At 72.8% G+C, this 12,483-nt stretch carries 15 protein-coding genes and 1 riboswitch; of the genes, 7 read left to right on the plus strand and 8 right to left on the minus strand.

Annotated elements, in window-relative coordinates:
* Positions 1 to 28: 28 nt before the first annotated feature.
* The 5 genes from AB0O36_RS16240 to AB0O36_RS16260 form a co-directional block, all read right to left on the minus strand.
* Positions 29 to 1,051, minus strand: a complete 1,023-nt coding sequence (locus tag AB0O36_RS16240) for a hypothetical protein (protein ID WP_365109975.1) — start codon at positions 1,049 to 1,051, stop codon at positions 29 to 31.
* A 42-nt stretch (positions 1,052 to 1,093) separates the two neighbouring features.
* Positions 1,094 to 2,011, minus strand: coding sequence for a methylenetetrahydrofolate reductase [NAD(P)H] (gene metF / locus AB0O36_RS16245; protein ID WP_365109978.1), 918 nt, complete (start codon positions 2,009 to 2,011; stop codon positions 1,094 to 1,096).
* A gap of 142 nt (positions 2,012 to 2,153) precedes the next feature.
* On the minus strand, positions 2,154 to 2,789 hold the full coding sequence (gene thiE / locus AB0O36_RS16250) for a thiamine phosphate synthase (RefSeq protein ID WP_365109981.1): 636 nt from the start codon (positions 2,787 to 2,789) through the stop codon (positions 2,154 to 2,156).
* Between the two features lie 91 nt (positions 2,790 to 2,880).
* On the minus strand, positions 2,881 to 3,246 hold the full coding sequence (locus AB0O36_RS16255) for an Rv2175c family DNA-binding protein (RefSeq protein WP_365109984.1): 366 nt from the start codon (positions 3,244 to 3,246) through the stop codon (positions 2,881 to 2,883).
* A 77-nt stretch (positions 3,247 to 3,323) separates the two neighbouring features.
* Positions 3,324 to 4,484 (minus strand): FAD-dependent oxidoreductase, encoded by a 1,161-nt coding sequence (locus AB0O36_RS16260; protein WP_365110141.1) that lies wholly within the window; start codon positions 4,482 to 4,484, stop codon positions 3,324 to 3,326.
* 176 nt (positions 4,485 to 4,660) lie between these two features.
* Positions 4,661 to 4,773, plus strand: a riboswitch (TPP riboswitch).
* Here AB0O36_RS16260 and thiO point away from each other — a divergent pair.
* From thiO to AB0O36_RS16285, 5 genes are all read left to right on the plus strand, one after another.
* The gene (gene thiO / locus AB0O36_RS16265) at positions 4,771 to 5,982 is read left to right on the plus strand and encodes a glycine oxidase ThiO (RefSeq protein ID WP_365109986.1); all 1,212 of its coding nucleotides are present in this window, start codon (positions 4,771 to 4,773) and stop codon (positions 5,980 to 5,982) included. (Overlaps the previous riboswitch by 3 nt.)
* A complete protein-coding gene (gene thiS / locus AB0O36_RS16270; protein ID WP_365109989.1) occupies positions 5,979 to 6,179 on the plus strand; it encodes a sulfur carrier protein ThiS in 201 nt (66 codons plus the stop codon). Before thiO ends, thiS begins: the two co-directional genes overlap by 4 nt.
* Before the next feature lie 7 nt (positions 6,180 to 6,186).
* The gene (locus tag AB0O36_RS16275) at positions 6,187 to 6,981 is read left to right on the plus strand and encodes a thiazole synthase (RefSeq protein ID WP_365109992.1); all 795 of its coding nucleotides are present in this window, start codon (positions 6,187 to 6,189) and stop codon (positions 6,979 to 6,981) included.
* 268 nt (positions 6,982 to 7,249) lie between these two features.
* Positions 7,250 to 9,166: a Stk1 family PASTA domain-containing Ser/Thr kinase gene (pknB, locus tag AB0O36_RS16280; RefSeq protein WP_365109995.1), complete on the plus strand. Its 1,917-nt coding sequence runs from the start codon at positions 7,250 to 7,252 to the stop codon at positions 9,164 to 9,166.
* A gap of 18 nt (positions 9,167 to 9,184) precedes the next feature.
* Positions 9,185 to 10,033, plus strand: coding sequence for a deoxyribonuclease IV (locus tag AB0O36_RS16285; protein WP_365110144.1), 849 nt, complete (start codon positions 9,185 to 9,187; stop codon positions 10,031 to 10,033).
* A 71-nt stretch (positions 10,034 to 10,104) separates the two neighbouring features.
* Here AB0O36_RS16285 and AB0O36_RS16290 read toward each other — a convergent pair whose 3' ends face one another.
* Positions 10,105 to 10,350, minus strand: coding sequence for a hypothetical protein (locus AB0O36_RS16290; RefSeq protein WP_365109998.1), 246 nt, complete (start codon positions 10,348 to 10,350; stop codon positions 10,105 to 10,107).
* A gap of 45 nt (positions 10,351 to 10,395) precedes the next feature.
* Between AB0O36_RS16290 and AB0O36_RS16295 the strand changes: the two genes are divergently transcribed.
* Positions 10,396 to 10,818 (plus strand): DUF4396 domain-containing protein, encoded by a 423-nt coding sequence (locus AB0O36_RS16295; protein ID WP_365110000.1) that lies wholly within the window; start codon positions 10,396 to 10,398, stop codon positions 10,816 to 10,818.
* A 5-nt stretch (positions 10,819 to 10,823) separates the two neighbouring features.
* Here the strand turns inward: AB0O36_RS16295 and AB0O36_RS16300 are convergent, their stop codons facing one another.
* Entirely contained in the window at positions 10,824 to 11,456 is a 633-nt protein-coding gene (locus AB0O36_RS16300; RefSeq protein ID WP_365110003.1) for a sulfite oxidase-like oxidoreductase, read from the minus strand.
* A 154-nt stretch (positions 11,457 to 11,610) separates the two neighbouring features.
* On the opposite strand from AB0O36_RS16300, the gene bfr reads away from it, so the two are divergent.
* On the plus strand, positions 11,611 to 12,090 hold the full coding sequence (bfr, locus tag AB0O36_RS16305) for a bacterioferritin (protein ID WP_365110005.1): 480 nt from the start codon (positions 11,611 to 11,613) through the stop codon (positions 12,088 to 12,090).
* Positions 12,091 to 12,105: 15 nt separating this feature from the next.
* Here the strand turns inward: bfr and AB0O36_RS16310 are convergent, their stop codons facing one another.
* Complete coding sequence (locus AB0O36_RS16310) at positions 12,106 to 12,357, minus strand: (2Fe-2S)-binding protein (protein ID WP_365110008.1); 252 nt, start codon at positions 12,355 to 12,357, stop codon at positions 12,106 to 12,108.
* Positions 12,358 to 12,483 lie beyond the last annotated feature (126 nt).

Consider the following 12,483-nt stretch of genomic DNA (forward strand, 5'->3'; position numbering starts at 1 on the left):
GGCCTGGGCCCGTGCCCGGGCCGGGGCGTCAGTAGCGGTACTGCTCGTACTCGCCGCTGCCCCGGTACGGGTACTGCTGCGGGTCGTACTGCTCCTGGCCGGGCCACTGCTGGGGGTGGGCGTCGGGCTGCGCGGCGTCCGTGGACCGCTGCTGCGGCACCCACACCCCGCCGGGCGGGGTGTCCATGGAGTACTGCCCGTACTGCTGGTAGGGGTCGCCGTAGCCGTACTGCTGCGACCCGTCGACGCCCGCGGTGCCGATGTACGGGTCCGAGTACGCCGCGTACACCTGCTGCTCGCCGCCGGTCTGGAAGCCGCCCGCGTAGTCGTAGCCGCCCTGGGTCTGCGGGTCGTAGTAGGCCGCGTACTGGTGGGCGTCCTGCTCGGCGGTGGTGAAGGGCGAGGCGAAGGGGGCCGTCTGCGCGGGGTCGGCAGCGGGCGCGAAGCCTCCGGAGTCCGGCGCGAAGCCACCGGAGTCAGGGGCGAAGCCACCGGAGTCAGGCGCGAAGCCGCCGGGGCCGGGGGCGAACCCGCCGGAGTCCGGTGTGTAGCCGGGACCGGGCGCGAAGCCCTGGCCGGGGCGCGGCGCCTCCCCCTGGTCCGCGCCCTGGGACAGCGGTTCCGGGCGGAGGAACGCCGGCTCGGACCGCTCGCCGGAGTCGTCCCCCCGGCCGCCGGGGCGGCCCGCCGGGTCCTGGTCGCCGTACGCGAGGTCGGATACACGGAGTCCGGCCGCGGGGGTGTCGGTCCCGCCGCGGCGGCGTTTGGCGGCGGGCGCCGGGGTCTTCCCGGCCGCGCCCCTGCGCAGTGCCCAGCCGGCCACGAACCCCTTGCGGAAGGAGAGCGTCACCAGGGTCTGGCCGACGGCGAAGGCGGTGGCACCGGCCCCGATGACGGGTACGGAGGGGAGTATCACGCCGGCGACCACGCCGAGGAAGCCCGAGAAGGCCAGCAGGCGCCAGCGCAGCCGGGCCTTGTACTGGAGGAGCACCTCGGCGAGCAGCCACAGTGCGACCAAGCCGAACGCGCCGTAGAGCACGTACATCCCCATGCCTGGCCCCTCTCGCTGCGGCCGCCCACGGGTGCGGCCGGTCTAGGCCCGCTGGTGCAGACCGAGGTTCTCGTAGATTTCGAGAGTCGCCGTGGAATTGTTCAGCGTGATGAAGTGCAGACCCGGGACACCCTCGGACAGCAGCCTCGCGCAGAACTCCGTGGCGAACTCGATGCCAATGGAGCGTACAGCGGCTGCGTCGTCCTTGACGGCGAGCATGCGCTCTTTCACGTCCGCAGGGAAGACCGCGTTGGTGAGCTGGGGCAGCCGGTCGAACTGCTTGATGCCCACAACAGGCATGACCTCGGGGATGATCGGGGTCTCGCAGCCCGCCTTTTCGACGCTGTCGCGCAGCCGCAGATAATTTTCCGGGTCGAAGAACATCTGCGTGATGGCGTAGTCGGCACCGGCGCGGCACTTGTCCACGAAGTGCCGGATGTCCGTGTCCCAGTCGCTGGACCGCGGGTGCATCTCGGGGAAGGCGGCGACGCCGACGCAGAAGTCGCCGGACTCCTTGAGCAGCCGGACCAGGTCGGCGGCGTAGTGGACGCCCTCCGGGTGCGCGACCCACCGGCCCATCGGGTCGCCCGGCGGGTCGCCGCGCAGGGCGAGCATGTTGCGGATCCCGGCGTCCGCGAACTGGCCGATGACGTGGCGCAGCTCGGCGATGGAGTGGTCGACGGCGGTGAGGTGCGCGACCGGGGTGAGGGTGGTGTCGGCCGCGATCTCCTGGGTGGCCTTGACCGTGCCGTCTCGGTTGGAGCCGCCGGCGCCGTAGGTCACGGACACGAAGCTCGGGGCCACGGCCTCGACCCGGCGGAGCGCGTTCCAGAGGTTCCGCTCGCCCTTCTCCGTCCGGGGGGCCCAGAACTCGAACGAATACGAGGGGGCACCGGACGAGAGCAGCTCATGGACCGTGCGTGCACGGTCCGTCCAGGTCGAAGCGGTTCCAAGGGCCATACCGGCAGGTTAGACGGGCAGCACTGCAGGCCGAAGCGATGTCCACGTATTGGACGCGTTTTTGGACACCTTGCCCGGGGTCCCGCGCGGGACCCGGCGATTCGGACAAGCTGATCCAGAGGGGACGTTTGAGGCGGGAGCCTCAGGAGAGGCGTTCGCGGACCCGCTTGGCCAGGTCCGCGGCGGCGGCGCCGGGGTCGGATGCCTCGGTGAGCGCGCGGACGACCACGATCCGGGTGGCGCCGGCGTCCAGCACCTCGTCCAGGTTCCCGGCGTCGATGCCGCCGATGGCGAACCAGGGGCGCGACGGGCCGAGGGAGGCGGCGTAGCGCACCAGGTCCAGGCCGGGCGCGTACCGGCCGGGCTTGGTCGGGGTGGGCCAGCAGGGGCCGGTGCAGAAGTAGTCGACGCCGGGCTCGGCCACGGCGGCGTCGACCTCCGCCTCGGCGTGGCAGGAGCGGCCGATCAGCACGGACTCGGGCAGGATCGCCCGGGCCGCCGGCACGGGGATGTCGCCCTGGCCGAGGTGCAGGACGTCGGAGCCGATGGCGTGGGCGACGTCGGCGCGGTCGTTGACCGCGAGGAGCTTGCCGTGGCGGCGGGCCGCCTCCGCGAAGACCCGGAGGTGCTCCAGCTCCTCGCCGGCTTCCATGCCCTTGTCGCGGAGCTGGACGATGTCCACGCCGCCCGCGAGGACCGCGTCGAGGAACTCGGGCAGGTCGCCCTGGCGCTTGCGGGCGTCGGTGCAGAGGTACAGCCGGGCATCGGCCAGGGACATGGGAAACCCCCCGGATGGGCGGGGTACGGGCCCGCGCGTCGCGCGGGCCCGTACGCCCGTCAGTGGATCGGTTGCGGTCGTGCGGAACGGATCAGACGGCGAGCGCCTGTGCGCGGCGCTTCACCTCCGTGCCGCGATTCTCGCTCAGGGCCTGTGCGGGGGTCCCGGGCAGGGTCGGGTCGGGAGTGAAGAGCCACTCCAGCATCTCTTCGTCGGTGAAGCCGTCGTCCCGGAGCAGGGTCAGGGTCCCGGCGAGGCCCTTGACCACCTTGTCGCCGTCGATGAAGGCGGCGGGCACCTGGAGCGCCCGGTTCTCGCCCCGCCGTACGGCGATGAGCTGGCCCTCCTTGACCAGCTGGCGGATCCGGGTCACCTCGACGTCGAGCATTTCGGCGATGTCGGGGAGGTAGAGCCACTCGGGGACGAGAGCGTCGGTTTTTGCGTCAATCTCGGTCACGCGGTCAAGCCTGCCATCCCCCGGCGGCGCCCGGTACCCGAGCCGCCCGTCCGGGGGCGCCGAGCCCCGTGGACGGGTCAGGCCGCGGCGGACTTGAGGGGGACCGCCGGGTCGGTGAGCTTCGCGGGGTCGACGGGGGTCGCGGACTCGATGAGGCGGCGGCCCTGGGCGATGTCCCGGGGGCGGCCGACCGACAGGAGGGCGACCAGGGCGCCGTCACGGAGCCAGCAGACCGACCAGGCGGCGTCCGCCGGGTTCCCGCGGAGCAGCTGCGTGTCGGCACCAGCGTGGTGGCCTGCGTACTGGACGAAGCGCCCGAACTGCTCCGACCAGAAGTACGGCACCGGGTCGTACGCCCGGTCCCCGCCCATGATGTTCAGGGCGACCGTGCGCGGCCCCTGCAGCGCGTTGTCCCAGTGGTGGACCAGCAGCCGCTTGCCGTAGCGCGCGGACGGGAAGGAGGCGCAGTCGCCGACCGCGTACACCCCGGGCACCGAGGTGCGCAGCCGGTCGTCGGTGGTGACCGAGCCGTCCGGGCCGAGTTCCACGCCGGTGCCGGCCAGCCAGCCGGTGGCGGGGCGGGCGCCGATGCCGACCACCACCGCGCCGGCCGGCAGCTCGCGGCCGTCCGCCAGCCGGACCAGGCCGGGCTCGACCGAGGCGACCTTGACGCCGGTGAGCAGGCGGACCCCGGCTTCGGCGTACCAGTCGGCCATGGGGCCGGTGACCTCGTCGGGCAGTGCCCCCGCCAGGACCCGGTCGGCGGCCTCGACGACGGTGACCGCGCAGCCGGCCGCGCGGGCGGCCGTGGCGAACTCGGCGCCGATCCAGCCCGCGCCGACGACCACCAGGTCACGGGCTGCGGCGAGTACGGGCCGGAGCCGTTCCGCGTCGTCCAGGGTGCGCAGCAGGTGCACTCCGGGTACGCCCTCGGAGCCCGGCAGGGTCAGGGGTTCGGCGCCGGTGGCGAGGACCAGGCTGCCGTACGGGACCGGGCCCGCGGCGGTGTCGAGCTCCCGCGCCTCCGGGCGCAGGCCGGTGACCTCCAGGCCGAGCCGGAGCTCGATGCCGAGGTCCTCGAAGTCCACGTCGAAGGCGGAGCCCTCCGACTCGCCGAGCAGGACCGCCTTGGAGAGCGGGGGCCGGTCGTAGGGCTGGTGCGGCTCGGCGCCGATCAGGGTGACGGGGCCGGTGTACCCCGCTTCGCGCAGGGCGACGGCCGTCTGGACCCCGGCCATTCCGGCTCCGACGATCACCGCTCCGCCCGCGGCGGGCGCGTCCGCGGGGGCCTTCTGGTCCGTCTGTTCGATCTGATTGCTCACGTCCGACACCCTAACTATCTGACGCCACGTCAGGAAGTGGCGACGGCCGGGCGACCTTACCCGGGCCTTGCGGCGGGGGTAGGGTGGCCACCGTATCCAACCGCGGGAGTCCGGGCGCACCGGACTGAGAGGGAGGCTGGCCGGCCTCCGACCGTACGAACCTGATCCGGGTCATGCCGGCGAAGGGAGGGGCTCGACGCCCATGCGTTCATTCACCCACGGATCCGGTGGCCCGGCCGCCGGCTCGGACGTCCTCGTCATCGGGGGCGGCATCATCGGCCTGGTCACCGCCTGGCGGGCGGCCCGGCGCGGCATGTCCGTCGCGCTCGCCGACCCGGCGCCCGGCGGCGGCGCCGCCCGCGTCGCGGCCGGCATGCTCGCCGCCGTCACCGAACTGCACTACGGCGAGGAGACCCTGCTGGGCCTCAACCTCGCCTCCGCCGCCCGGTACGAGGAGTTCGCCGCGGAACTCGGCGAGGCGAGCGGCGGACTGGACATCGGCTACCGCGCCTGCGGCACCCTCGCCGTGGCCCTGGACTCCGACGACCGCCTCCACCTGCGCGAACTGCACGCCCTGCAGCGGCGCTGCGGCCTCGCCTCGGAGTGGCTGACCGGACGCGAGTGCCGCCGCCTGGAGCCGATGCTGGCGCCCGGCGTACGCGGCGGGCTGCGCGTGGACGGCGACCACCAGGTCGACCCGCGCCGGCTGGCCGCCGCCCTGGTGGCCGCCTGCGAGCGGGCGGGCGTGGTCTTCCACCGGGCCGCCGCCCAGCGGCTGGCGGTCACCGCCGGCCGGGCGTCCGGCGCCCTCCTCGACGACGGCACGGAACCGGCCGCCGACCAGGTGGTGCTGGCCGCCGGCAGCCTCAGCGGCCGGCTCGACGGGGTCCCCGCCGAGGTCGTGCCGCCGGTGCGCCCGGTGAAGGGGCAGGTGCTCCGGCTCACGGTGCCGCCGGCGTACGCGCCGTTCCTGTCCCGGACGGTCCGCGCGGTGGTGCGCGGCAGCCACGTCTACCTGGTGCCCCGGGAGAACGGCGAACTCGTCGTCGGCGCGACCAGCGAGGAACTCGGCTGGGACACCACGGTCACCGCGGGCGGGGTCTACGAACTCCTGCGGGACGCCCACGAGCTGGTGCCCGGCATCACCGAACTCCCGCTGACCGAGACCCTGGCCGGGCTGCGGCCGGGCTCCCCGGACAACGCCCCGCTGCTGGGACCCACCGAACTGCCCGGACTGCACCTGGCCACCGGCCACTACCGCAACGGGGTGCTGCTCACCCCGGTCACCGGCGACGTCATGGCCGAGGTCCTGGCCACCGGGGAAGTCCCGGACGTGGCACGCCCGTTCACCCCCCGCCGGTTCTCCCCCGGCCCCGTCGGGGCGGCGGCCGCCCGAGAGGAGTCCTACGCATGACCATCTCCGTCAACGGCGAGCCCCGCGAGGTCGCCGCGGGCACCACGCTGGACCTGGTGGTGGCGACCCTCACCACGGCCCCGTCCGGGGTCGCGGCCGCGCTCAACGAGACCGTCGTACCGCGCGGGCAGTGGCCGGCCACGCCGGTGGGCGAGGGTGACCGGGTCGAGATCCTCACCGCGGTCCAGGGAGGCTGAGGCGATCATGGCTGATGACCTGTTCTCCCTCGGCGGGCGGACCTTCTCCTCCCGTCTGATCATGGGCACCGGCGGCGCGCCGAGCCTGGAGGTCCTGGAGCGGGCGCTGGTCGCCTCCGGGACGGAGCTGACCACCGTCGCCATGCGCCGCCTGGACCCCACGGTCCAGGGATCGGTGCTGTCGGTCCTGTCCAAGCTCGGCATCGGCGTGCTGCCGAATACCGCGGGCTGCTTCACCGCGGGCGAGGCGGTGCTGACCGCGCGGCTCGCGCGGGAGGCGCTGGGCACGGACTGGATCAAGCTGGAGGTCGTCGCGGACGAGCGGACGCTGCTGCCGGACGGGGAGGAACTCCTCGCCGCGGCCGAGACGCTGGTCGACGACGGCTTCACGGTACTGCCGTACACCAACGACGACCCGGTGCTGGCCCGGAAGCTGGAGGACGCGGGCTGCGCGGCGATCATGCCGCTGGGCTCGCCGATCGGGTCGGGGCTGGGGATCCGGAACCCGCACAACTTCGAGCTGATCGTGGAGCGGGCGGGGGTGCCGGTGATCCTCGACGCGGGGGCGGGCACCGCGTCGGACGTCACGCTGGCGATGGAGCTGGGTTGTGCGGCGGTGATGCTGGCCTCGGCGGTCACGCGGGCGCAGGAGCCGGTGCTCATGGCCGCGGCGATGCGGGACGCGGTCTCGGCCGGGCGCCTGGCGTACCGGGCCGGGCGGATCCCGGTCCGCCGCTTCGCCCACGCCTCGTCCCCGACCGAGGGCGTCGCCGCCCTCGACCCCGAACGCCCGGCGTTCTGACCCCGGTGCCGCTGCGCGGTGCCGGGGCTCCGGACCCGTCAGGGGCGCGGGGGAACCGCGCGCCCAGCCCCCACCGGCCGGCAGGTACAAGGGGGGCTGGGGCACCGCCCCAGTTTCGGGAAGGGGCGGGGAGGGGAGCGCCCCGCGCAGCGGCGACCCCGCAGACAGGCACCGCGCAGCGGGACGCGCAGCCATGGCCACGTCACAGCTCTGCCGCAAGCATGACCACCCCGGCCGGACGCAGCCGACGCGCTCGTAGAATCGCCGGGTGGATACGACCCTGGATGACCCCCTCGTCGGGCGCGTGCTCGACGGCCGCTACCGCATCGACGCCCGGATCGCGGCCGGCGGCATGGCCACGGTCTACCGCGCCCTCGACACCCGTCTCGACCGCATCCTCGCGCTGAAGGTCATGCACCCCGCCCTCGCGGCCGAGCCCGGCTTCGTCGAGCGGTTCATCCGGGAGGCCAAGTCGGTGGCCCGGCTCGCCCACCCCAACGTGGTGGCCGTCTTCGACCAGGGCACCGAGGGGCCGTACGTCTACCTCGCCATGGAGTACGTCTCCGGCTGCACCCTGCGCGACGTACTGCGCGAGCGCGGTGCGCTCCAGCCGCGGGCCGCGCTGGACATCCTGGAGCCGGTGCTCGCCGCGCTCGGGGCCGCGCACCGCGCCGGTTTCGTGCACCGGGACATGAAGCCCGAGAACGTGCTGATCGGCGACGACGGCCGGGTGAAGGTCGCCGACTTTGGGCTGGTCCGCAGTGTGGACACCGTCACCAGCACCACCGGAGCCGTCCTCGGCACCGTCTCCTACCTCGCCCCCGAGCAGATCGAGAACGGCACCGCCGACACGCGTGCCGACGTCTACGCCTGCGGCGTGGTGTTCTACGAGATGCTCACCGGAGCCAAGCCGCACACCGGCGGCACCCCCGCCCAGGTGCTCTACCGGCACCTCCACGAGGACGTGCCCGCCCCCTCCGCGGTCGTGCCCGGCCTGCCGGCCGCCCTGGACGGCCTGGTCGCCGCGGCCGCCGCCCGCGCACCCGAGGGCCGCCCGGAGGACGCGGTGGCCCTGCTCGCCCTGGCCCGCGACGCCCGCGCCGGACTGACCGACGCCGAGCTGGACGCCGTACCGCCGCAGGCGCAGGCCGCCGAGCGGTCCTCCGCGGAGGACCGTACCGGGGTGATCCCGCGCCCGATGGGCGTCCCCACGCACAATCCGCACCACACCTCGCGGCTGGAGGTGCCGCCGGTGCCGCCCGCCCCGGCCGCGCCCGCCGCCCCCCGGCTGCGGGCGCCCCGCCGCGGGGTGCTGCTCGCGCTGGCGGGGGTGCTGCTCGCGCTCGGCCTCGGCGCCGGCGTCTGGTACATCAGCTCCGGGCAGTTCACGCAGGTCCCGCACGTGCTCGGGAAGACCGAGCAGGAGGCGCGGGACCGGCTGAAGGAGGCCGGTCTCGGTGTGAAGGGCGTGGACCGCCGGTTCAGCGACACCTTCGAGCGGGGCACCGTCATGGACAGCGCCCCGGCCGCCGGGGAGCAGATCCGCGGCAACGGCTCCGTCACCCTCGTGGTCTCGCGCGGGCCGCAGATCGTGTCCGTGCCCGGCGTCAAGGGCAAGCCGCTCGACGCGGCCAGGGCCGAGCTCACCAAGGCCGGCCTGGCGCCCGGCATGGTCACCCAGGCCTTCAGCGAGGACGTCCCGCAGGGCGCGGTCATCGGCACCGACCCGGCCGCCGGCCAGAAGCGCGCCCCGGACACCGCGGTGGCCCTGGTGGTGAGCAAGGGCCGCCCGGTCCCGGTGCCCGCCACGGTCGGTCTGCCGGTGGACCAGGCCCGGGCGGCCCTGGAGGGCCTCGGGCTGAAGGTCGCGATGGCCCCCGAGCAGGTCAACTCGGCGCAGCCGGCCGGTCTGGTGGCGAACCAGTCGGTGGCCGCGGGCACCCAGGCCGCGGCCGGGGACACCGTGACGCTGACCGTGTCCAAGGGCCCGCGGCAGGTCCCGGTCCCGGACGTGCGCGGCCGGAACGTGGGCGACGCCCGGAAGGCGCTGGAGGCCGTCGGGTTCCAGGTGAAGGTGGACCGCCCGTTCCTGTCGTTCTCCGACACCGTGGACTCCCAGTCGGTGCCGGGCGGCTCGTCCGCCTCCGAGGGCAGCACGATCACCATCCGGACCAAGGGGCTGTAGCGGCACGTGAACGACACCATGCGCAATCCGGTGGGCGGGCACGTGCCCGTGGCGGGCGGTCTCGCCACGGTCGGCCTCTCCTACGCACGGGAGATGGGCGCCGAGGCGGTGCAGGTCTTCGTGGCCAATCCGCGCGGCTGGGCGACCCCGACCGGGAATCCGGCGCAGGACGAGCTGTTCCGCACGCAGTGCGCGGAGCAGGGCATCCCCGCGTACGTGCATGCGCCGTACCTGATCAACTTCGGCTCGCACACCGAGGCCACCGTGGAGAAGTCGGTGGAGTCGCTGCGGCATTCGCTGCGCCGGGGGCGGGAGATCGGCGCGCTGGGCGTGGTGGTGCACACCGGTTCGGCCACCGGAGGCCGGCCGCGGGAGGCCGCCCTGGCGCAGGTCAGGGAGCACATGCTGCCGCTGCTGGACGAGCTGACGCACGACGACGACCCCTTCCTGCTGCTGGAGTCGACGGCCGGGCAGGGCTTCTCGCTCTGCTCGCGGACGTGGGACTTCGGGCCGTACTTCGAGGCGCTGGACTCCCACCCCAAGCTCGGGATCTGCCTGGACACCTGCCACATCTTCGCGGCGGGCCACGACCTGGCCGGTCCGGGCGGGACCAAGGAGACCCTGGACCTGCTGGTGGAGACGGTGGGGGCGGGGCGGCTGAAGCTGATCCACGCCAACGACTCCAAGGAGGGCGTGGGCGCGCACAAGGACCGGCACGCCAACATCGGCGCCGGGCACATCGGCCGCGACGCCTTCGCGGAGCTGTTCACGCACGGGGAGACGGCCGGGGTGCCGCTGATCATCGAGACGCCGGGCGGCAAGGAGGGGCACGCGGCCGACGTGGCACTGCTGAAATCGCTGCGTTGATCGTTTTCCCGATCGTTCCCCGTTGAGGAATACCCCTTGGGGGTATACGGTTCTGTCTGTCGACAGGACCGTTACTCTGACGTTCCCTGGGGGATGCCATGGACCACGCGAAGCACGCACACGCTCACCACGAACAGCACGGGCAGCACGGGCACGACCGGCACGAGCAGCATGCACGGCACGAGCAGCATGCACGGCACGAGCAGCATGCACGGCACGAGCAGCACGGACAGCACGAGCAACACGGGCACGACCAGCACGCAGCGCACTCGCAGCACGGGCAGGATGCGCACGCCCAGCACGCCCAGCACGACCACCAAGCCCACCACGGCCATCACGGCGGCGGCCCGGTCAGCTGGGCGATGGCGGCGAAGGCCACCCTGCACTGCCTGACCGGCTGCGCCATCGGCGAGGTGCTGGGCATGATCATCGGCACCGCCCTGGGCTGGGGGAACATGCCGACCATGATCCTGGCGATCATCCTGGCGTTCTTCTTCGGCTACGCGCTCACCCTGCGCGGGATCCTGGGCGCCGGCGTTGACTTCCGTACCGCCGTCCGGGTGGCTCTGGCCGCCGACACCCTGTCCATCGCCGTCATGGAGCTGATCGACAACGGCGTGATCGCCCTGTGGCCGGGCGCCATGGACGCCCACCTGTCGGACCCGCTGTTCTGGATCGTGCTGGCGATCGCCCTGGCGGCCGCCTTCGTGATCACCACCCCGGTCAACAAGTGGATGATCGGCCGCGGCAAGGGCCACGCCGTGGTCCACCAGTACCACCACTGAGGGGCCTAGATCTCGGGGCCGTCCCCCGGCTCCTCCTGGTAGGAGTAGCGCTGTTCGCGCCAGGGGTCGCCGATGTTGTGGTAGCCGCGCTCCTCCCAGAAGCCGCGGCGGTCGGCGGTCATGTACTCCACGCCGCGGACCCACTTGGGGCCCTTCCACGCGTAGAGGTGCGGGACGACCAGCCGGAGCGGGAACCCGTGCTCGGCGGTGAGCAGTTCACCGCCCTCGTGGGTGGCGAAGACCGTGCGGCCGGAAGCGAAGTCCGACAGCCGCATGTTGGAGCTGAAGCCGTACTCGGCCCACACCATCACATGCGTGACCTGCGGCGACGGCGGCGCCAGTTCGAGCACGGTACGTGCGAGCACCCCGCCCCATTCGGCCCCCCGCATGCTGAACTTCGTCACGCAGTGCAGGTCCGCGACGACCGAGGTGAACGGCAGGGCCGCGAACTCCTCGTGGTTCCAGCAGTGCTTCTCGCCGTCGGCGGTGGCCCCGAAGACCCTGAACTCCCAGCGGTCCGGCTTGAACTTGGGGACGGGTCCGTAGTGCGTCACCGGCCAGCCCCGCTGCAGCCGCTGGCCGGGGGGAAGCTCCAGCTGCTCTGCTCCCGGAGATTCCCGGCTGTCCGGCTGACCCATGTCTCCATGGTGACAGACGGGCAAGGGTGGTCATGACCAGGTGACGTCGATTCGGGCAACTCCTACTAAGGAGGCACTTACTGGACGGTCTTCGGCGGCGGTGCAAGGATGCGCGCATTGCCACGTTCTCCTGCTCTGGAAGGAGCCTGAAGCCATGCAGGGCGACCCCGAGGTCCTCGAGTTTCTGAACGAACAGCTCACCGGCGAGCTCACGGCGATCAACCAGTACTGGCTGCACTACCGCATTCAGGACAACAAGGGCTGGACCAAGCTCGCCAAGTACACGCGTGAAGAGTCCATCGACGAGATGAAGCACGCGGACAAGCTCACCGAGCGAATCCTCATGCTCGACGGCCTGCCGAACTACCAGCGGCTGTTCCATGTCCGGGTGGGCCAGACCATCACCGAGATGTTCCAGGCGGACCGGCAGGTCGAGGTCGAGGCGATCGACCGCCTCAAGCGCGGCATCGAGGTCATGCGCGGCAAGGGGGACATCACCTCGGCACGGCTCTTCGAGGAGATCCTGGAGGACGAGGAGCACCACATCGACTACCTCGACACCCAGCTGGAGCTCATCGAGACCCTGGGTGAGCCGCTCTACATCGCGCAGCTCGTCGAGCAGCCGGAGAGCTAGCCCGCAGGTGGCCGGCTAGGCCGCTTCCACCAGCTCGGACTCCGGCGCCAGGACGGCGGTCGCCGCGCGTCCCTTCTCCAGCAGCTCGCGGCGGGGGCACGCGCCCCGGCCCAGCAGGCCCTGGATCGTACGGACGCAGGATCCGCAGTCGGTGCCGGCCTTGGTGGCCGAGGCGATCTGGCGGGGGGTGCAGGCCCCGGCAGCCGCGTGTTCCTTCACCTGCTTGTCGGTGATGCCGAAGCAAGAGCAGACGTACACGCGGTTCACCTCCCTGAGAGGAATGCTCGGACCAGCCATCCCCTATTCGGTGAGGCTTACCTAACCGTACCCAAACTTAGGGTTCCCTAAAAGGCCTGAAGACGACTGTGGGGCGCGGATCACAGATCCACGCCC

The organism is Streptomyces sp. NPDC089799 (assembly GCF_040684755.1).
Classification (GTDB): Bacteria; Actinomycetota; Actinomycetes; order Streptomycetales; family Streptomycetaceae; genus Streptomyces.

What these genes read in the sequence shown, in the direction of transcription:
- AB0O36_RS16285 (WP_365110144.1), top strand. Translation starts at nt 9,185, where the DNA reads ATGCGCAATCCGGTGGGCGGGCACGTGCCCGTGGCGGGCGGTCTCGCC.
- thiS (WP_365109989.1), top strand. Translation starts at nt 5,979, where the DNA reads ATGACCATCTCCGTCAACGGCGAGCCCCGCGAGGTCGCCGCGGGCACC.
- AB0O36_RS16260 (WP_365110141.1), bottom strand. Translation starts at nt 4,484, where the DNA reads ATGGCCGGGGTCCAGACGGCCGTCGCCCTGCGCGAAGCGGGGTACACC.
- AB0O36_RS16300 (WP_365110003.1), bottom strand. Translation starts at nt 11,456, where the DNA reads ATGGGTCAGCCGGACAGCCGGGAATCTCCGGGAGCAGAGCAGCTGGAG.
- thiE (WP_365109981.1), bottom strand. Translation starts at nt 2,789, where the DNA reads ATGTCCCTGGCCGATGCCCGGCTGTACCTCTGCACCGACGCCCGCAAG.
- bfr (WP_365110005.1), top strand. Translation starts at nt 11,611, where the DNA reads ATGCAGGGCGACCCCGAGGTCCTCGAGTTTCTGAACGAACAGCTCACC.
- metF (WP_365109978.1), bottom strand. Translation starts at nt 2,011, where the DNA reads ATGGCCCTTGGAACCGCTTCGACCTGGACGGACCGTGCACGCACGGTC.
- AB0O36_RS16295 (WP_365110000.1), top strand. Translation starts at nt 10,396, where the DNA reads ATGGCGGCGAAGGCCACCCTGCACTGCCTGACCGGCTGCGCCATCGGC.
- AB0O36_RS16240 (WP_365109975.1), bottom strand. Translation starts at nt 1,051, where the DNA reads ATGGGGATGTACGTGCTCTACGGCGCGTTCGGCTTGGTCGCACTGTGG.
- AB0O36_RS16275 (WP_365109992.1), top strand. Translation starts at nt 6,187, where the DNA reads ATGGCTGATGACCTGTTCTCCCTCGGCGGGCGGACCTTCTCCTCCCGT.
- thiO (WP_365109986.1), top strand. Translation starts at nt 4,771, where the DNA reads ATGCGTTCATTCACCCACGGATCCGGTGGCCCGGCCGCCGGCTCGGAC.